The following is a 19,366-nucleotide window of genomic DNA, read 5'->3' on the forward strand; positions in this document are numbered from 1 at the left end:
ATCTCCAGAAAAAGAGACACGCCAGCCCCAACGGGACGGTGTGTCCCGAAGGGTCGTAGGAAGGTGGGTGTTTGTTTTGAGTGATCACCAGACACTTACTAGCCAAGTCGTACCATGACGACAGAGCGAGATACTTGAAGCAAATTGCTTTGGTCAGGTCTATGACCTCACCAAAACATTCTGTCGGTAAATTTAACGCAGTCAGCCATCATGGGCTAGACGTTGCAAAGCACCACCCCTGTAAAGGGGGTGAATAGCTGAGGGCCCAAGGGCCCCCGCTATCCTCCTTCAGAACCAGATGCCTCCTCGCATCTCGGCTAGCACTTCATCCAGCGAAGCTGAGTCAGTGGTTGCATCGGTATCAACAGTCAACCGAACACGCCCACCACCCGCTTTCCGGTAAGCAGCATACTTCTCATCGGACAAGTCCGGGTCGAGCTGCGTCGCCACTGCCTTCCAATCGATCGAACCATCCTGGATATAACGCGTGATGGATATGCCATCAGCTTTGGCTGAAACATACCCCCCCATCAGCGCAACCAGTTCATCCCGAATGGTCTCTCGTTGTTCCTTACAGACTTTGACGGTCTGCATGGCCTTGACCAGGTCAGCATCAACCCGTTTCAACTGATCCGCGTACGTTGCCCATTGCACTCTCACTGCATCCTCGGGGGTGTAGTGATCACGCTCAGGATCCTTTGGTGGAGCTTTGCCAGTCTGAACCATCTCCCAGAAATCCAGCTCGCGATCCAGCATCATGTCGATGAAAGAATCTTCTCGCTGAATTTCGAATACCACGGGTGAATGACTGGGGTGATAAAACACCAGATACCCCATGTCCGCACCGGCTACAGCAATTTGGTGCTGGACCTGCGGGTAGTACAGCCTGTAGCCCTTGCTCGCCATTCGATTGACAACAACGTCTTCGAAGTTACTGGTGCTCGGGCATTTGATCTCTAGAGGACGTCCTTGATGTTGAATCCCATCGAACGACGCCCTGATGATCGAGTTAACAGACGACTCTGCACAAATCGGCAGAGCAATCGTGTCGTACTCCTCTTCAAACCACTGTCTTGCATAGGGCTCATGAATTATCCCGTGTCTGACCCAAGGGTTCCTGGACAGATCGTCGACAGGCAGCACTCCTCGAATCTCGCCCCATAAACGCCAAGGCGTTTTGAATGGCGAGCTTCCCAGAATAACTGCAGCGTTCGAAGCTGAAACACCGCCCCGACGCCACTCATGCCACTGCGTTGTTCTTTGCCCAACATCAACGACTCGCATAGCAGCCTCCTCGTGAGTTGGGGCTGCCCCAAGAGGGGAAAGCCCCTCTTGGGTTAATGGTTGATGATGAACAGTCCATCATGCTGACTGCTGTAGGGCCGCTGCTTCAGACTGTGCCTTGTCAAGCTCATCCAGCGAATACTGTAAAAGCTCGCGAGAAAAGCCTGACTGCTCTTCGAACCAGTCTCGAGCAGCTTGCCAGCAACCTGTCGAGTAAGCCCGGTCAATCACTGACTGGATACGCTGTAACACCTTCGGAAGTATTGTGGTTGGGTCAAATTGAGACTGAGGCTCGACATGTCCCATTTCCTCGAACTCAGCGTCCGCCACCACATGAGAATCCATGTGTGGAGCTACGAATGCTTGAGTCTGGCCAGGGTGCTGAGAGCTCACTGGCACGACAACTGGGTCAGCCGCCTGAACAAGCATGGCTTGACCGTCGATTACTGCGTCAGGATCACCAGAGAAGCCCTCACCATTCTGAATATCCAGAATCTCCATAGCGGTATCCATGCGCGGACTGGACAATGGCCAATCCTTGCGTGCTCGCTTAGTGATGGTTTTGAGGTACATCTCTTCCGCCCAGTTCATCCATGGCCCTTTGTCCCTCTTGAAGGCTTCGGAGGAATCACGGATCTGGAAAATCTTCTCGGCCCGAACCGGCGTCACGAGATGATCTCCACTAGGTAGCTTCGCGATGTTGTAACCGCCGCGGAACTTACCCCGCTCCTCGATCGATGCAAAAGCATCGAACTCGTGAACGGGAAGCTGTGCGGGTCCGCGAAACTTGAAGTGATCGTTGCTGTAGACCAACTCGGATTTGGACCAGGAAATACTACCGGTATCGGTAGCAATCTTGACCAGGCCGCGATAGCTAATATCCAGCATGATTCGACCGTCGCGCGGCACTAGGTAGGCCAATGCCAGAGCTGGGTTCAACGTCAACCCGACAGCAGCGACGTTGATCATTGCCATGATCACGCTTGTAGGATTGCTTTGGGCAATCTTCAATGCGAAATCCTTGTTTTTACCGCTGAACTGTTGGACTGCATACAGTGCTTCCGCGCTGAAATTCAGCCCCACGTTCGTGCTCTGGACCATTTGAAGAAACTTCTCCTCAGAACGCCTAACGAGAGAAGTAACGACCTGGATCGGTGATAACGCTTGATTGGACATACATGTCTCCTTTTAGGGGACATGATCCCCAGTTGGGGACAATGCCCCCAAGTGGGTTATTTTAGTTAAATTCCTGATAAATAAGGGATTTTCTGAAACGGAATATCGTCATCAAAGGAATCGAAATCCCGTGGCGCACCTTGTTGACTCTGTTGTGTCACAGGAGGATTTTCACGACGCGGTGCTTGGGATTGCTGCGGGCGTTGTTGCTGAGGCTGATGAGCCGAATTAGACGAGCCTTGTTGCGACCCACCGTTTTGCGGACGGCCACCCAAAAGCTGCATGGTGCCTTGCATGTCGACGACGATTTCAGTGGTGTAACGCTTGATACCGTCTTTTTCCCACTCGCGAGTTTGCAGCTTGCCCTCGATGTAAACCTGAGAGCCTTTACGCAGGTATTCACCCGCGATTTCCGCAACCTTGCCGAACATCGACACTCGGTGCCATTCAGTCTTTTCGACTTTCTGGCCGGTTTGTTTGTCGGTCCATGATTCACTTGTAGCAAGACTCAGGTTGGTGACGGCATTCCCGTTAGGCAAATACCGCACTTCAGGATCTTGGCCACAGGTGCCCACGAGAATTACTTTGTTTACGCCACGAGCCATGGGGTATTCCTCCAGGAACAAATGAAGGGCACGACTCGTCCCTGAGGGGCGTGGTGCCCCAAAGGGGTTTGTGATGGGTGGGTGTTTGTTTTGAGTGATCACCAGACACTTTTTCCGCCGCTCCGCATGGAGCAGGACGAGAAACTGGTAGGAAATAGTTGGCTGAAAGTACCTTCCGCAGACAGGAGCATCCAGTCTCTGGAAGGCGCTTTCCGGAGAGGTTGCCCTCTCCGGTGCAAGCAGCGACTGATCAAGCTACCAGGCCGATTTCCGCATGTTGCGACAGAAGCTTCTGTTGCACGGCCCAATTCTTGACGTAACGAAAATCAACTTGGTCCTCGTTCACGGTGTCTGCAATGTGTTTTGGCACAGGGACACAGCGATTATGGTCAAGAAGAAGCTCGCGTAGCTGCATGCAGTAAATAGCGTCGATCATGGAAGTGTCCTTTACGGGGTGTGCCACCAAAACCAATCCTGGGATGGGCTTTGGTGGCACACCCCGTAGGGTGCACCACTTGCTTCAGTCGACTCTGCTCATGCGCAAAAACGAAGGTTCTTCGTATTGCTTCCAATCCCGAGGCATCCACAGCTCTTTATAAGCAGCTGGGGTGAGATCAGTTTTGGTTGCACCAGTAGGTCGAGGTTCGGCAGGCGAAGGAGCAACAGACTCCTTCTTAACAGGCGTGATGCAGTAAATGAATGCTGCAACATGCTCTCTTGCGAACTGAACAACTACGACAACGCAGATGAGCAATAAAACAATTGCGATCGGGCTAAGTGTAGTCAGAGAAGTCATTTTGCAGACTCCTCAGTGGCGGCAACGTGCTTAGCATGAGCTTGAGCAACGGTAGAACCGTCATTAGCCAAAACATCAGCGAAGGTAAACAGAGCAAGGTATTTCATGAGAGGCCTCTCTTGAAAAGTAGAGACCTCGACCCCTGTAGGGTGCGGTCCCTACGGGTGATGAGTAGTAGCGAACTACTCAGAAGGTGGGTGTTTGTTTTAAGTGATCACCAGCCACTCCGGAAGCAAGCTTCCGGGATTCTCTCGACAGCGCAGCTGTGCGAGAAGAAAACGAATTGAAAGAAAAACTACCAGCGCAGTCGGGGGCTGTAAAGGCGACATCTCACGCAACCCCCTACCAGGGGGCAGACTCAAGGTCAGGCCAAAAAACACCTCAGTACCCTAAGGATACCCCCCCAACCAAAGGATATGACCATGACAGCAGTTGTCGAACCAGTAGAGAATCAGTTGAACGCGATCACCGACGTAGCTGAGCCGCTGAACGCCTCCGCAAGCCCCAAGAAGACCCCGCCTGAGCCCAAGCGGAAAGCTGAATCCAAACGGAAAATCTCGACGCCGACCATCAGCTCTTCCGTGTCATTGAACACCGATGTTGCTCAGCGAGTTTTCAGAGATACCTTCCAGGTCGCAAGTCGCTCCCTGTTCACAATCGACGTTGTGACACGAGCACTTGCCAAAAAAAATACGGCATTCGACTACAGCGAAGTACTGAATGCCGTCATGAAAATCATCGATGATATCAAAGCCAAACTCAGTAAGGACACAGCCCAGATCGAACAGATGCTGGCCTCGGAAAAAATCACCGGCAAAACCCGGTACGATCACTCCGTTGAACAGGCCTACTCGATTTCGACTCCTCATGCGAACCGTTTCGCGGTGATCATCAGCGACCTGGACAACTATCTGGTATTGATCGACACAGCCTGGCTGAGCGGCCTCATTCCCTCCAACGCTGTCGCTGATCTGAAGTACGGCTGGCGCCGATCCGTGCTTCGAGCGACCCGGCAACTGACACATATCGCACGCGACTCGATGAAAAAAGTGAACCGTTCCGGCGAAGAGCTCGCAGCAGAAGTACGTGAAGAGCTTGGTGACGATGTCGAAACGGATAAAGCAATCCTCAACGACTCTTTGGCCAGCGAAGATGATCAACAGCCTGCTGAAGTCGCCTGACGCCCCAACTCGATTCAAGCCCATGACCCCCGCTATATGCGGGGGTTTTCTTTGCATTTTTTTAAATCATGGCACCATAGAAAAAAACGAAAGGATGCTCAAGCATGACAAAAGTGAAGGTATTAACAGGACTGCTCTCCGCACTCACGCTGGCAGGTTGTGCGACCACTTCACCAGTGGTCCCCAATCAGTTCGAAGTTGACGGAATGAAATACGGCTTCGAGGTAAAGGACCGTTCGACGCTGAGATTGGTCAATCAGGCTCCATTGAAATTCTCGGAAGACACTTCCATGACTGATCAGGTACTGCTGTCAGCAGGGTTGCCGACCCTTAAGCAGGTTCCGTTGGGTCGACTGAGCGCTAATGAAATCGACAACTCGACACGCAAGGAAGGGTTCGACAATGCCCATACAGCGGCTTCGCTGGCGATGGATGTGTCGAGTGGAGTGACCAACGCTGCGACTGCAGGTGCGCTGGGAGCAGTCAACTTCCTGCTAGCTCCGACCGACAACGACCCGCGCACGCTGAACAGCGCATACTGCTTCGTGCCCAGCGCTGACTACCCCGACCAGAAGGCTGCCTACAAAAAATGTCTGGGCGATATCAAGGCCGACCTCCAGGCCGCAACACAATCCACCGGTACACAAATCAGCTCAGGTGGTACTCAAGTGTCAATGGACGACGCCCGTTGCAAGCTTGGGCCGACGCAATGCTTCACTGTCGCAGTGAACACTGGAAATGCCGTCGCTGCGTCAGGCTACGCCCCTGTGAACAAGGGGGGGTTCGCGGCATACATTTTCAGGGTCAGCCTTGGCTTTTACCGAAGCAAAAATGCGGCACCAGGAGCAGAAGCTGCCTTGGCCAAGGCCTTGGCAACCTCAAGGCTGAGTAAGACAACGACATACCGTCTGTACGACCGTGGCAATGAGAAGGTCTTGGGAGTGTACTAGGGGGATTGGGTCAGAATTGACGGACGCTAAGTCAAACTGAGACTTAGCGTCTTTTTATTTCAGGCATAGCCAAGAAAGCCCTGCCTCAGATCGACCTTCAGAGCGCGAGTCGACTCAGAGGCCATCCCCCTTTTCTATGTGTGCGATGTAGGTCGCCATCTCGCCATGAACGATTGGGTCAAATGGATGCCCAGCCACTTGAAACAACAGCCGTACTTGCTCTTCAGGGTCTAAAGGTAACCGCTGTTCACTGCCATCAATTTGGACCACGGTTCGGCTCACAAGGCCAGTATTGCGAAGAGGCATCAGCAATGTGCGGATAATTTCCCAGGAGCGCAGTTCCTTATAGGCCGTCCAATGTGGTCGTACATGCAGCGGGCCTTCAACGAAAATGAGCGAGCAGTCCAAGGTCGGCGTGGTCTGGTTGATGTCAGTACGTCCACCAATCCGCACAAGCCCGATCTGATTCACGTCTACGCCGTCGAGCAACTCTGGGAAGGGTGGGGCCGAAGTCCCGTCGCTGGCAACCAGACTCTTGTGCTCAGCTAACAATCGACGCAATTGTTGAGTGAAATGAGCCTGCCCAGAAAGCCTCGCGTTACGCAAAAGCTCAAACAACCTGATCGCCTTTTCCTTGCCACCTTCGCGTGTGTTAATGGTCCCAAAATAGAAATCGTCGTGTTCCATCCATATCTCCTATCCGATCAGTTATCCGAGTTTTTGTTTCGCTTTCTACCCGCTTAGTGTCCGCGATCAGCTGGGTGAAAAGCCAGCACCCGAAAAGCTATCAATGCCTCCTCGATCAGCCCAGCATGCCCGTGAAGAAGCGATCATTGCCGGTGTTACCGGCGAGGTCGAAACACTCGCTCTGACCAGCTGAACTCATCGCCCCTTAACCTTTCCTCCAAGGCGATAATTCGGACTTCGCGCCCGCCACTCGACATCATTTGCAATGCACGATCTACAGCAACGGATTCCATCCAGTCACCCTGTCGCGTGGACGTTGCAGGTCGATGCATTTGGACGATGGCCACGTAGCCCCGGCCAGCTGAGTTTACTTGTTCGATGAGCTGCGCAAGCCCCGCGGCGGCAAGCAACTGTGTCTCGTCGATAATCAACGTACTCCCAGTACGAGCCGCCCAACGCTCTTGGGCACTTGGGAGAACGCAACCACCTGGAGTTTTACCAGTTAAAACCTCGTCTCTCTTGTCGACCAGGTAACCGTTGGGGAACGCCCTCATAGCCAAGACAGTCTTACCGTGACCTGGCCGACCACCCAATAGAACTCTTTCTCCTGCCTCGACATAGCTAGCCAGCTTCCGAGGCAGATCAACCCCAATATGAAAGTCGATGCTCCGCAATTTTTCTCCCTCAAACTGTCTCATGAAAACAGCCCCAGACTATCGTCTGTCATGGGTTGACGTAGGACGTGATTACGAGGAATTCGCTCACTGACAGCCACCTTGAGCGAAGTTGGGGGTTCGAACTCTTACAGCCAAATGGGCAGCATGAGACGCGATTCGATCCTTGAGCCTCGCCAGAACAGGAGCAAGTACTGGGAGAGCTTCAGCTTCCTCAAGGGAGTAGCTTTTGCCATCCTGTGTAGTGGTCAACTAATCCCGGACACGGTTTTGAGTTTTTCTTCAGTTTTCGCCGGGGCCAACCCATCGTTAAATTGATGGGGTCGGATCCAGTTGTAGTGATGCATCAGGTACTGGCTGATGTCTCGCTGAGCTTGCTGGCCGGTCATGTAGCCAGTGGTCGGTATCCATTCTGTTTTCAAACTGCGAAACACCCGTTCCATCGGCGCATTATCCCAGCAATTTCCTCGGCGACTCATGCTCTGGCGCATACGGTAGCGCCACAGTCGTTGGCGAAATTGGCGGCTGGCGTACTGCGATCCTTGATCCGAGTGAAACAGCAACCCCTGAGGCTTTCCACGTTGTTCGTAAGCCACGTCCAGCGCCTTGACCACCAGATCTGCATCCGGCTTTTCTGATAACGCCCAGCCCACAACTCGACGCGCGTAGAGATCCAGGACAACCGCAAGGTAGTGCCATTTACCCTGCGCCCAAATGTAGGTGATATCGCCACACCAGACCTGGTTGGGCGCCTCGACATCAAACTCCCGGTTCAAGATGTTCGGGATATCAGGCCGCTCCACCGTCGCTTTTTTGTAGGCGTGTGATCCCGGCTGCTTGCTGACCAGCTCCAGTTCGCGCATCAGGCCGCGTACCTTGAACCGCCCGATTTGCTCACCCTCTTCTTGCATCATCACGGTGATGCTGCGGCTGCCCGGCGCACTTCGCCCCCGGGTGAACAACTCGTTCACTCGACTACGCAGCCTGAGCCGCTCAACGTCAGGGGTTAGCCGTCTGAGACGATGTGCGTAGTAACTCGAGCGGGCGACTTCGAACACCTCGCACAAGCAATCAACTGGCTCATGGACGCTTAACTGATTGATCAGCGCGTACGCTCGAGATCTTCCGACATCAAGAGCGCGGTAGCCTTTTTTAGTATCGATTTCTCGCGCTCAAGGCGAGCGATCCGAGCTTCCAGCTCCTGGATTTTTTGCTGCTCTGGAGTTAGCGCCTTGCTCTGTGGGGTGATGCCTGTGCGCTCCTGCTGAAGCTGGTCGACCCAACGGCGCAGAACCGATTCGCCAACGCCGAGCGAGCGGCTGGCCTCGATGAAGCTGTAGTTTTGCTTGAGCACGAGGTCGGCAGCCTCGCGTTTGAATTCAGCGGAAAAGGTACGGCGTTGCTTGGTCATCTGACACCTCGATCTGGCGGGTATTCTCGCCTAAATGGGTGTCCGGAATCATTAGACCACTACACCTGCTCATAATCCACAATGCGAGGAGCACATGCTTGCTTCGGGTACTCGGCCAGTCGATCTAAGGAGAAACCACCCTCAAGCTCACCCTTATCGTTGATCGATTGAGTGACAACGAAATGAGATCCGCCAACCTCCGTGTCAAAGCGGGTATCGAATGGCTCACCGATCGTCCAACCTTCGGAGAAGGTGAATTGCATACGATGACGCTGCCAGAACAGCACTTCCTTACGGGTTAGCTTGAACTCATCTTCAATCAGGAACGATGCTTTCATTTTGATGTTGCCTCCGATATCTCGCCCAAACCTAGTCCTTCTTCCTTGTGAAAAGACACGTCACCATCTGCAGCCACACGGAGCTTTTTTCGAGCCAATTCGGCTTTTCTAGCTTTGAACTGGTTTTGATAACCCAGCTTTTGAGCGTTTATCAATGCACCAAAAAATACGGAGAAGAACGCGATGACAAACGAGATCAGCGCATTAGCTGTGAACCACGCTGCGGCATTATCTGTGATCTGGCGATTGACGTCGTCAGGGCTTTGCACCGCCATGACCAGAGTAAACGCGAACATCGCCAACGGAGTCCGCTGGGCTGAATATATGGCACCGCGGGCTATACAGACCAGAACATGAATAACCTGGGCAGCTAGGAGACGCTTGTCACCCCGCACCTCCTCCTCCAACATATCCATTTGTGTACTGTCGAGGTGACCGACCGTTACCCCGTTAACCATTACTGCCCACTTTGTCTGGTCGAGTTGCATATGATTTCTTCCCTTCTTGCCCAGCTACGGCTGGTACGGTGCGCAATGCGCCTATTTGGCTGGCGTACAGTCCACATAAACGCATCCATATTCCCACGCGAGTAGAGAACACAATCGAGATGACTGCCCCCTTGTCCGGGGCAATTACAGGGCCTAATGAAATTGACTCACCGACCTTTTGGGCACACACAAAAAAACGGGCTGCGATACCCGTTTTTTTTATTTGCCTCATTGCCAGGGCTATTTCACCTCGGTCCAGCCCTGCGTCTCCGCTTCGTGACGCAGAGTGTCGGCGTCGATGCCCTGCAGACGCTGCTCGTTGCGCTTCAGAGTGTCGAGTCGGTCTCCTTTTACGTTGAGGTTGCTCCCCTGCCCTGTCAGGTTGTCGAGATTTACCGTACTCGCGTTTGGAAAATTGCCTGTTGTCTGCAAAATGCCAATCCACTCGCCTAAGTCGATTTTGTCCCAGTTCACTTTGTCTAGCGCCGCAATCGGTATAGGGTCGCATGACGGGTTTTCCGCCTCGCCGAAAGTCGATCCAAGCTGGGCACGAATCTGCTCCTGGAGGATCCGTGCGACCGGGCTGTTGAAGCAGCAGTAGGATTCTCTCTTCTCGATGCAACCCAGCGGGGTCTTGGAGGCGCAATAGCTACCGACGAAGTGGCACACCTTAAGTTCCTTTTTAGCGCCGAGCTCAAACTCTTTTGCTTCGCACTCCCAGATGATGTTTACAAGGATCTCAGTCAGAACATAGATCGTATAAATGATCATGATCACGTTCGCGGCCATGGCGATGTTCTGCGCCACTGGGCCGAGAGCCGCGTTACCACCTGTCGAGACCGTACCGTCGGCCCCCGTCTTGGCAAACTCGCCACCCGCCTCGCTGACGAACACGGCGTTGGCAGCCTGGGCGCCGAATGTCTGGGCTGTCCATTCCGCCGTCTTGTTCATCAGAGTCTGCTTGAATGTGGCAATGATGCCTTGCTCTGCCCCCTTCGCCACCAGATCGGTGGCCGCCATCCCGGAGTCCGTCATGGACGCCCACAAATCGCTCGTCGCACGCCAGGCCGAGTTAATACCGTCGATGATTGGTTGCTTCAGTTGGTTCCACGCGCCATAGACGGGTTTGGTCATCTCGAAGTTACCGGTGGCCTCCATCAAGGAATAGGTTTTGATCGTGAGGTTCACGTAATCAGCCAAGGAGATGCCGCCAGGGTTCTCGCAACAATTGACCCATCCGCCCACCGCCTTTTTGCACTCCATTGGTTCGCCCTTGAACAAAGCACAGGAACGGTTGTTCTCGATCCCGTCATCTCCAGTACAGTCCATATCGTGCTGTGCTGACTGGGCGATCTGCAGGGCTGCTACGGCCTTGGAGAAGTCATTGCTCTTGTCGTATGTCGGGTTGTAGCACTCCCCACCGGCACAACGAACTGGGCCCGCGCAATTGTAAGTGGTGTCGACCTGCTGATTGGGTACATCAACGTCGACGCCACAGTCCCACACCTCCTCAAATACGGCGCAAGATCCGGACTTGCCCTGGGCCCCGCCAACACATTTCTGCTCGATAAATCCGCACTTCGGGTCATCCTCGAATTTTTTGCAGGAATCCAAATTCCCACCATTGTTCGTTGGGCAGCGCTTCACGCCATGCGCATCGACGTAACACTCCATATCCCCTTGATAAAACTTGCATTCAGATGTGAAGTTAATTTGTCTGCACAGCGGGCTAATGCTAGGAAATGGCGAAGGCTTTAAATTACTCTCGCACACCTGAACGCCATTGATAAAGGTGCAACCATTTGTCACTGTTGGCATGTCACTGCAAGTTAATGCTGGCGCGGTGCAAAAACCATCGGCTACTTGGGTAGCAGCTTTGTAAGCCTCCTCTGAGAAATATTCATCTTGAGTAACCGCTTTATTAGGGTCGAACAAAACTTTAATGCGTGCGTAGCCCTCACCTTCACCCGCAACGGAAACACGGGTTTTAAATTCAACCTGACCATCCACCTTAAAATACTGGGTGACGTCTGTATTCAGCGTTTGCTCCCAAGATGTTCCTAACTCACATGCTCCACCGGTTTCCGGAGGAAAGTTTCCGTTAGGACCATTCCATATCTTGGTGTTGCCGGTCCAGACTTGCATATAGTCGTCATACTTTGCGTATTCCAAAGTGGCTTTTGTAATCGCATCAGGGTTTACGATTCTAACCTTCATGAACTCTTCGAAAATCGTGCAGTAACCTTTCCAGTAGTTATCGCCGACAGTACCCAGCCAGAGGTACACACAGCCAACTCCGCAGCTTTGGATATTTGCGGGCCCTGCATCATGAACAAGAACGCCAGCATTGTAGGAATGCTTAAGTACGTGCGCTCCAGAAGTGTCTGTAATCCGCTCGCAAGTTCTGTAATCTGGGATGTGTTTCTTGATTGTTGTGTTATTGAAAACAGACTCTGCTTTACAAGCAGAAAATTCGCCCTTGAAAAGATCTGGTTTTGAAAGGACCTCGTCTGTCGTATTCCAAATAGGGTCTTTTATCAGGTTCGGGCTAGCCCGGTTTGATGAGTCAACCAATGTTCTATAGGCATCACCATTCCCGCCCTGCTCTGTTTCAAGACGAGTCTGAGCGCCGCGCCCTATGAGCTGGGTGTCTTTATCGTTGCCGTAGACATTGTTGAGCTTGGTATTTGAACCACCTCCCGCACCAGGAAATAGACTGTCAACGCTGACCGTTCCCCCACCTGGGAAGATTGCGCCATTACCACCATTACTGACTGGCCCTTGATAATCCTTTAAGAATTGGTTACCAAACTGATTAGCTTCAGCCGCTGAAGACGTGACTCCATCGGCCCAAGCACTAAACGCGACAGTATTCAGCATCAGTCCCATCAATGGCACGCACACAGCAGTGACAAGTTTCGAGTTTCTTAAAATATTCATCCGGTCACCTACAATGTTGCGCAGCAGTCAGCCCAACGCCACAGCATGTAAAGCGCGTCTTCGCCAACAAAGGGAATCAGTCGACCGCCAGGGCCGCCATTCCATTTCATTGGATGCTCTCCAATCCAATGAGCACGAGCGGTTTCGGGAAGCGGGGAGAACATCGCGAGCTTGTATTGGGACTTCACCACCGTCGGGAAAATTTGTGACTTACAGAGTGCTTCGTCACCCATGGTCAGGCGAGCGAGGCCGCGGCGATGCTGGACCGCCAATGTTTTTGCTGCCAGCAAGGACGTACTTCGCTCGAACTCCATGTTTCCGGTATGGCCCGCAAATGGATAAATTGCTCCCCAGCTGCCTGCACACCACCACATCGAATCCAGAGGCTGGCCAGCCGTGAGGGTCAGGGCTTCAGCAGTACACGCTGCTTGCGCGATCGGCGAACTCACAGCCGCTGCCTCGGGGTGCGTGAAGAACGCCAGTTCTGGGTTGGTCCAGGTTGGGTCGATTTCACTAATAGAAATTAAGTCAAAGTCGTTGAAGCCATCAATGTTGCACCGACTAGGAAGATATATTTCGAGGATCTGTAGCAAGGGGAAGGAGTAGTAGTGAACATTGTAGAAAACCGTATCACCGCTGTCGTAGTCCCCGCTGCCATTATGTCCACGCAGACGTTTGTCGCCGATCGCCAGGTTAGCGCCACCTAGTGCCATCGAGCAGCCAGGCGATCTGACGACCTCCACCAGACGAGCAGGTTGCCACATAGATGTCACGAGGCCAGGGCGGTAGATACCGTTGTTGTCCGAGCACGCGCAGACAGTTTTGTTACTCGATTTATCCGGAGCCGTGCCCCCGAATAGACTCACGCCTGCCACTTTGATCGGGAATAAACACGCCCAGCAAACATCGGTAAAAATCTTCGGACCTAATATTTGCGCATTTTGGCATGTAGGATCTCCTGGCAGGCTCTCGGCGCTCACTCCGGAAATTAGCACGAAGAACAGCCCCAGAACTTTAAGAAACGACTTCATTCAATTCGACCCTACAGGAGTGTCTATCAACATCGGCTTGGACAAAGAGAAACCTTGTATCCAAGCGCCTTTCAAAGAGTTAATAACTTCACATGGTCGAGGTTGCTCATAGCGCTCAAGCACCATTTGAACGCCATCGCTTGTGCAATACTGATAGGCCTCATACAACCATTCGAGATTTTCTGACAGTCTCAAAGCAGTAAGATCGATTTTACAATAATCCCAATGCACCAATTTTAAGCGTTCAATATCAGAATGCTCATACCCAAAGTCGTCAATAGCCAGTTTTATACCCAAGCTTCTCAGGTGGGTAACTTGATGAGCCATAACCTCTTTACTTGCGTAGTACTTCTCGGAGACCTCAAGCACCACATCATTGGAAACCCATTCGCGCAGTACCTGCAACTGGTTGGCTGCACGGGCTAAAAGGATTTCGTTTCTCAATGTCGCAGCGGAGAGATTTATGAATATCGGTACCGAAGTGTTCCGAAGAAAGTCCGATGAGTTGGCCAAGCCGAGGACCAGGCTGTCTAATTCACACCACGACAACCCACGCTCGGGGAGCACGAACTCATGAGGAACCAATATTTGACCTTCCGGCTCTACTTTACGCGCTAGCACTTCGTACCCTTGAAGAGAACTCCAGGCATGAAGTCCCTGAACAGCAAGTTTCAAAGTCATTCCGTGAGCCTCTCAACCATGGTTTCTTGAACGATGAACTTATTACGGTCGGAGTAAACAATGCTTGGTACTTTCTCAACTTCGAAAGCCGTAAGGACTTCTGGTGTGAGTAAATACAACGGAGCGCCAAGCTCTTTTTGCAACTGCTGAAAGCTTTCCCAACCATCAGTCGTATCAAGGGCAGAGAGAATCAATGTCACTCGTGTGGTCTGGGAATGATCGTCGAACTCTTGCTTGGCAAATTTTACTTGCCCTTTATCTCTTCCATCGAAAACAACCAATCGCTGTGTAAATGGCCGAATGTCCAAGGGGTTAATTCTTGTCCCTTTAGCTGTAATTACATTGCCCTTCGGGTCCAGGATGTCCTGGCCAACAATCACAGTTGGGTCGATCTCACGTGTTCTGCTTTCAACGGCATGATCGAGCTCAAAGTATTTTTGGTTCGCCCAGAATCGATCTTTCGCTGATTTTTTCAACTTCTCAAAGTCGAGCTGATGAGCACGCTCCTGCATGACGTCGACCAAGTCCCTTTCGGCGATGTCCATCATCGGGCCGGTAACACCGAGGTCGCCCCTCTGGCCCTGAGCATAAGCATCGGCGACATATTGGGCGCTGCTGTTCCCTTTCGCGGTCAGCAACGCCACCTCGCTCTCCTCCAGGATGGTTACCGGTACCTCCGTGATGTTGTGACGCTTGAAAGCCGGTGGGTCGATGATTAAACCGGCTTTTGAGTGTGTCTCCATGACGAGCTTTTGCAGGTGCGCTATCGCCTCAGCTGTATTGACGCCATCGGGGAATCCGCGCACTACCAGCTGCACGGATGTATCGTCGGCGTTCTCAAGCAGAATGGATTTCAGCTCATTGTCCGACATGGACCGTGAGACGAAAATCAACGTACGGCGTCCTTGAAAAACCTTCCGATCGGGGCTGGCAGTGAGGTTTGTCTCGGGATCAGCTTTCACCTGGTCAGGAATGCTCTCCAACGGGTTGCCGGTGTAGTCGCCTTGTTCTGCAGCAATACTTTTCGCCCACCCGGTGACGTCTTCAGACGTCAATTCAGCGGCGCCCAAAGTGAATGGAAGCAACGAAGCGAAAGCCGTCAGGGCGATCACCTTATGGATTGGCCTCACCATAGCGGATAGGCCCGACCGACGAGCTGGGTCTCATCTACCGTCCCCCAGTAGCGCGAGTCGAAAGAGTCCTTAGTTCTGCCGGAGAACCAGTATTTTCCCGTCGCCAGGTACTCGTCGCGGATGTACCTTGATTCGGGTTTGTTCAACGTCACCGCCAGGTACAAACCATCAGCGGTTGGAACCTGGCTACCATTCACGACGACTCCGTCATGACCGACTTGTACCCGGTCGCCTGGGACACCATCGATCATTTTTGTAAGCAAGGTACCATTGGGGAAATACGGCTCAGTCCCGAGCGCTTTGAAAGTGAAAATCTTCCCCCTTTCAGGAATCTTGTCTGTCTTGTCGATAAAGAAGACCCTGTATCCCAGGCATCGGCTTTGCTGAGGGTCAATGCCGATGGAGTAACGATCGGCCAACAACGTGCTTCCTCCGCCCACCACGCAAGCGACAACCGCAGTCAATGCGAAGCTCTTAACCAGGAACTCGCCTCGGCTCATCTTTTTCTTCACTGAGGCAACCCCTCTTCCGGTGCTTGGTTCATGCTCGGCAGTGGGACTTCCATATCAGCGGGGACCTGGATCGCCGCCCGACTATCGAGGACCAGAAATCCACGGGCAGCTAGGCGTGCGGCCTGCTGGTAAGTTTTGCTGGTGGCTTCTTCAATAGCTTCCGGGGTGCGTTCTCCCGGTATCGCTTCGATGGCCGCTGCAATGTTGATGACCGCGATTTTCGGCACCTCGTTTTGACGTGCCTCCCAGGCCAAATAAAGCGCGGCAAGAGAAACGGCCAGTGCGATATAGGGGATAATTTTCAAACTCGTGCTCCTCGATCATTGATGACCGCCTTGATGGCATCAGCGGTACTGAAATTCTGTTTGACGTAGGTATTGATGGCCTGGACGTCTTCAGGCGCTGTCGAGTAGAGAAGCAGGCTGTACTTGTCTACCGTGAGGCGCCCAACGCCGCTGCCGCGGTCGGTCATCATGAAAATTTCCGAGTACTGGCCTTTCACCGTATGCACGGTTTTCAGGTATTCGTAGCCGCCTTCGGAAAGAGGTAGTCGTTCATCTTTCTTGATCTGGTTGATCGCTTCTTTCTTCTGGCCAAGGAGAAAGGTGTTTGCGCTGTTCTCTGCAATCGCCCGCCCGGTGGGGTTTGCGTAAAGATCGTTCACTGATTGAGTAATGGTGATCGCGCTGCCACCGTACTTCCGGAATCGGCGATAGCCGTGCTCGATGAACTTGGCCACGTCTCCCTCGGTGAGAAGCGACCAAGCCTCGTCGATGATCACGATCTTCCGGCGATCGCGATCGCCCAGGTACATGTTCTGCTGAATCTGGTAGATCAGCTGGAGCAACACCACCTGCTGCAAGTGCTTACGGCCCTTCAGCTCTTCAAGCTCCAGAACTGTGAAGGGATTGTTGAAGGCAACGGTGTTCTTTCCGTTGAAGAACTTCCCGTATTGACCTGCGGAGGTGAAGGTATACAGCTGCTTACCGATATTGCGGATCGGCTCATCATCGTCCGACAGCAAGCTCTGCTCGATGTCGTCGACCAACATCGAGGTGCCTTTCTCAAGCCATACTTTCGTGAGGTGACGCTTGAGGCCGGAGACCTGAAGGTCTGAAAGCGGCTGTGTAGGCGCGGCCATGGCAGATAGCAGTCCGACCAGTACGTCTTCTTCTTCTGAGTACTGCTGAACCAGTTCGAAGGGGTTTAAGCAAATCTTCGAGGCTTCAGTAAACTCGATGAAGTCACCGTTGAAGGCGTGACACAGCTTCTCGTACGACCGACCGACATCGATTACCCAAATCTGAGCGCCGGAGCTCAGATAGGAGGTGATCAGGTAGTTGGTCAGGAATGACTTTCCTGAACCGGATTGCGCGGCGACCGTAGCGTTGTAGTTTGTTTCCGAATCGAACAGGTCAAAGTTCATGAGCTGACCGTTACGGCTCACGAAACACATCTCAGGGGAGCCCGTCCCCTTCCAATCCCCGTAGATGGGTAAGAGCGGCAACGCATGGCTGATCGCCATGGTCTTGTAGCGGTAAGTCTCTTTGATGGCCTTGATGTCAGCGCCGAATGGCAGCGAATTCAAGAACAGAGGAAGCATGAAAAAGCGATCTTCCATCAGCTGAAACTGATGTACGCCCCAATAGTTACGAGCCTCGCTGGAGGCTCGAACTAGCCGTTCACGGTCATGAGCGAACACTGTCACTGATAGGTAGGTTCGGACCATCAGGTCCCCGTCGTCCAGTTCCTTGAACAGGGCGTCGTAGCTGTGCTTCTTTGCGGCCAAAACAGGTACAAACTTGAGCAGCGGGCCGTAGGCCTGGTTGTTTGCCCAAGTGCGGCGTGCGGACATTTTGTCCTTGGCCGATTGCTGGTCTGGAAACTGCAATGTCATGTTAATCATGCAGTTGTCACGGATACCGTGACGCCCAGTCATCATGTCGCCCAGGTACCAGGCTGCCTTGCCCTGATATGCCACTTTTGGCATACGCTTGACACTCAGTGTCTTGATCAGGGTATCGCCGATCTTGATGTAATCTGGATGTGGCTCTACAGCCTTGTCGTAGTCGAGGATTTGGTACTTCAGTTCTTTGTCAGTCTCAGCCTCGACGGGCAAACGATCTCGCCACGAAGCGTTCTCGCCTTGGTTGAGAATCGATGACATGACCTCGACGTAAAGATCGTTGGTCATTGCCCGAGGAGCAAAACCAACCGAGCTTAGTGTGGACTCGAACTGGGTGCGGTAGTCCGAGTACTCCTCGATCTCCTTTGCCGTAGGCTCCATCGATTCCATTGGCAAACGCACGGTAATGACCAGAATCGCATCCCTGACTTTGATGCCCGAGAACGCATCGATGGGCTTCAAAGTCGCCGCGGTCAGATAGTCTGCACGTTCCTGAATAGCGTTCAGCAGCAGTGGATCTGTTTGCGCCATGCGGCGGCGCATTAGGGCTTGGATCTGATGGGTGATGTTCTGCCCCGCGAACAGGGTGAACTGCATCAGCGAATCTTTGGGCCAGGACTGCTTCAGCAGTGAACGCAAGTGTTCGGCAACGCTTTCATCGCCGCCTGAAAGAGGCTGGCAGACAAACGCGAAACCCATTGCGTTGTCGTCCAGCAGAAACAGCTTGTTGTCGGGAGAGTAGGCGAGGACCTGCAGGTGATCTCCGAGGCGGTAGATCGGCTTCTGAAAAATACCCATATCGACCTCAGCCCTTACCTTGGGCTAACCAGCCCTTCAGATCGGGGATGAACCCTTTGGTAATGAAACCGTCCTGTCGAATCGAGTGCGGAACACCCTTGATCGCAAAAAACTGCGCTGTGATCAGCCGTTTGTTAACCGGAAGCTGGTCACACGAGGCCACCTGTTTCAGGTCGCTTTTGTTGTCCCCGGCCAGCACCGTCTTCAGTGCTTCGGACTTGTCTGCTGCACAAACTACGTCTCGTACTCGCGCGACACTGGTTTCGCCAAGGATCGGTAGCTGAACGATGTTGAAGGTGTATTCGTTTTGCAGATCCTGCATCTGCCCGAACATCTTGTGGCAGAAACCACAGTAGGGATCGACGAAAACAGTGACCTGCTTTTTGCCAGTCCCGAACACCAGAGGATCAAGGTCTTGAACATTGAACTTCATCTTCTCGAAGTCGATGTACTTCGACGCTCGGTCTGCCATTTCCAGCGAGTCGATGTACTCCTTGTTCCAGGTGTCGTACATACGGCCTTCAATCAGAAAGCGCCCATTGTCCGACACGTACCGGAGCTTTCCATTCTTCTCGGCAACAGCCAGGCCGTTGACTGGGAGTCCAACCAAGTTCTCTGCTGCAAGGGACAGGGGGGATGAAAACAAGCCAATCGCTACGGTGAACGCCGCGATCGTTGCCAGGATGAATTTGGTCATTGGAGTCCTCTCACAAGACTTAGGGATCTAGTGGAAGACTATGGAAAGGCCCCTGCTTTGATGGCTCACATTCACCCC

At 52.9% G+C, this 19,366-nt stretch carries 19 protein-coding genes; 2 read left to right on the plus strand and 17 right to left on the minus strand.

What is annotated here, in order from left to right:
- Nucleotides 1–288: 288 nt before the first annotated feature.
- The 5 genes from BLL42_RS27760 to BLL42_RS29920 form a co-directional block, all read right to left on the minus strand.
- Nucleotides 289–1,284, minus strand: a complete 996-nt coding sequence (locus tag BLL42_RS27760; RefSeq protein ID WP_071555930.1) for a YqaJ viral recombinase family nuclease — start codon at nucleotides 1,282–1,284, stop codon at nucleotides 289–291.
- A 78-nt stretch (nucleotides 1,285–1,362) separates the two neighbouring features.
- A complete protein-coding gene (locus BLL42_RS27765; protein WP_071555931.1) occupies nucleotides 1,363–2,460 on the minus strand; it encodes a RecT family recombinase in 1,098 nt (365 codons plus the stop codon).
- Between the two features lie 65 nt (nucleotides 2,461–2,525).
- The gene (locus BLL42_RS27770) at nucleotides 2,526–3,065 is read right to left on the minus strand and encodes a single-stranded DNA-binding protein (protein ID WP_071555932.1); all 540 of its coding nucleotides are present in this window, start codon (nucleotides 3,063–3,065) and stop codon (nucleotides 2,526–2,528) included.
- A gap of 250 nt (nucleotides 3,066–3,315) precedes the next feature.
- A complete protein-coding gene (locus tag BLL42_RS27775; protein ID WP_129587026.1) occupies nucleotides 3,316–3,501 on the minus strand; it encodes a hypothetical protein in 186 nt (61 codons plus the stop codon).
- Between the two features lie 84 nt (nucleotides 3,502–3,585).
- Complete coding sequence (locus BLL42_RS29920) at nucleotides 3,586–3,861, minus strand: hypothetical protein (RefSeq protein WP_129587027.1); 276 nt, start codon at nucleotides 3,859–3,861, stop codon at nucleotides 3,586–3,588.
- A 422-nt stretch (nucleotides 3,862–4,283) separates the two neighbouring features.
- Here BLL42_RS29920 and BLL42_RS27780 point away from each other — a divergent pair, with 422 nt between their 5' ends.
- Entirely contained in the window at nucleotides 4,284–5,042 is a 759-nt protein-coding gene (locus BLL42_RS27780) for a hypothetical protein (RefSeq protein WP_071555934.1), read from the plus strand.
- 104 nt (nucleotides 5,043–5,146) lie between these two features.
- Nucleotides 5,147–5,992 carry a hypothetical protein gene (locus tag BLL42_RS27785; RefSeq protein ID WP_071555935.1) on the plus strand — a complete coding sequence of 282 codons (846 nt, stop codon included), beginning with the start codon at nucleotides 5,147–5,149 and terminating at the stop codon, nucleotides 5,990–5,992.
- A 114-nt stretch (nucleotides 5,993–6,106) separates the two neighbouring features.
- Here the strand turns inward: BLL42_RS27785 and BLL42_RS27790 are convergent, their stop codons facing one another.
- The 12 genes from BLL42_RS27790 to BLL42_RS27855 form a co-directional block, all read right to left on the minus strand.
- Entirely contained in the window at nucleotides 6,107–6,679 is a 573-nt protein-coding gene (locus tag BLL42_RS27790; protein WP_071555936.1) for a hypothetical protein, read from the minus strand.
- A gap of 922 nt (nucleotides 6,680–7,601) precedes the next feature.
- A protein-coding gene (locus BLL42_RS27800) for an IS3 family transposase (protein ID WP_129586922.1) occupies nucleotides 7,602–8,764 on the minus strand; the annotation gives its coding sequence in 2 pieces (ribosomal slippage) (nucleotides 7,602–8,509 and nucleotides 8,509–8,764; 1,164 coding nt in all).
- A gap of 59 nt (nucleotides 8,765–8,823) precedes the next feature.
- Nucleotides 8,824–9,102: a hypothetical protein gene (locus tag BLL42_RS27810; RefSeq protein ID WP_071555938.1), complete on the minus strand. Its 279-nt coding sequence runs from the start codon at nucleotides 9,100–9,102 to the stop codon at nucleotides 8,824–8,826.
- Entirely contained in the window at nucleotides 9,099–9,590 is a 492-nt protein-coding gene (locus tag BLL42_RS27815; protein WP_071555939.1) for a hypothetical protein, read from the minus strand. Before BLL42_RS27815 ends, BLL42_RS27810 begins: the two co-directional genes overlap by 4 nt.
- Nucleotides 9,591–9,830: 240 nt before the next feature.
- Nucleotides 9,831–12,530 (minus strand): conjugal transfer mating pair stabilization protein TraN, encoded by a 2,700-nt coding sequence (gene traN / locus BLL42_RS27820; protein WP_071555940.1) that lies wholly within the window; start codon nucleotides 12,528–12,530, stop codon nucleotides 9,831–9,833.
- Nucleotides 12,531–12,538: 8 nt separating this feature from the next.
- On the minus strand, nucleotides 12,539–13,561 hold the full coding sequence (locus BLL42_RS27825; protein ID WP_071555941.1) for a TraU family protein: 1,023 nt from the start codon (nucleotides 13,559–13,561) through the stop codon (nucleotides 12,539–12,541).
- Entirely contained in the window at nucleotides 13,562–14,242 is a 681-nt protein-coding gene (locus BLL42_RS27830) for an EAL domain-containing protein (RefSeq protein WP_071555942.1), read from the minus strand.
- Nucleotides 14,239–15,354 (minus strand): TrbC family F-type conjugative pilus assembly protein, encoded by a 1,116-nt coding sequence (locus BLL42_RS27835; RefSeq protein WP_161492364.1) that lies wholly within the window; start codon nucleotides 15,352–15,354, stop codon nucleotides 14,239–14,241. The genes BLL42_RS27830 and BLL42_RS27835 overlap by 4 nt, the downstream gene beginning before the upstream one ends.
- A 14-nt stretch (nucleotides 15,355–15,368) precedes the next feature.
- Complete coding sequence (locus BLL42_RS27840; RefSeq protein WP_081427375.1) at nucleotides 15,369–15,887, minus strand: S26 family signal peptidase; 519 nt, start codon at nucleotides 15,885–15,887, stop codon at nucleotides 15,369–15,371.
- Nucleotides 15,884–16,192 carry a hypothetical protein gene (locus tag BLL42_RS27845; protein ID WP_071555944.1) on the minus strand — a complete coding sequence of 103 codons (309 nt, stop codon included), beginning with the start codon at nucleotides 16,190–16,192 and terminating at the stop codon, nucleotides 15,884–15,886. The genes BLL42_RS27840 and BLL42_RS27845 overlap by 4 nt, the downstream gene beginning before the upstream one ends.
- Nucleotides 16,189–18,591 (minus strand): type IV secretion system protein TraC, encoded by a 2,403-nt coding sequence (gene traC, locus BLL42_RS27850; protein ID WP_071555945.1) that lies wholly within the window; start codon nucleotides 18,589–18,591, stop codon nucleotides 16,189–16,191. Before traC ends, BLL42_RS27845 begins: the two co-directional genes overlap by 4 nt.
- A gap of 7 nt (nucleotides 18,592–18,598) precedes the next feature.
- The gene (locus tag BLL42_RS27855) at nucleotides 18,599–19,288 is read right to left on the minus strand and encodes a DsbC family protein (RefSeq protein WP_081427376.1); all 690 of its coding nucleotides are present in this window, start codon (nucleotides 19,286–19,288) and stop codon (nucleotides 18,599–18,601) included.
- Between the last annotated feature and the right edge of the window lie 78 nt (nucleotides 19,289–19,366).

It is taken from the genome of Pseudomonas frederiksbergensis, from assembly GCF_001874645.1.
Lineage (GTDB): Bacteria > Pseudomonadota > Gammaproteobacteria > Pseudomonadales > Pseudomonadaceae > Aquipseudomonas > Aquipseudomonas frederiksbergensis_B.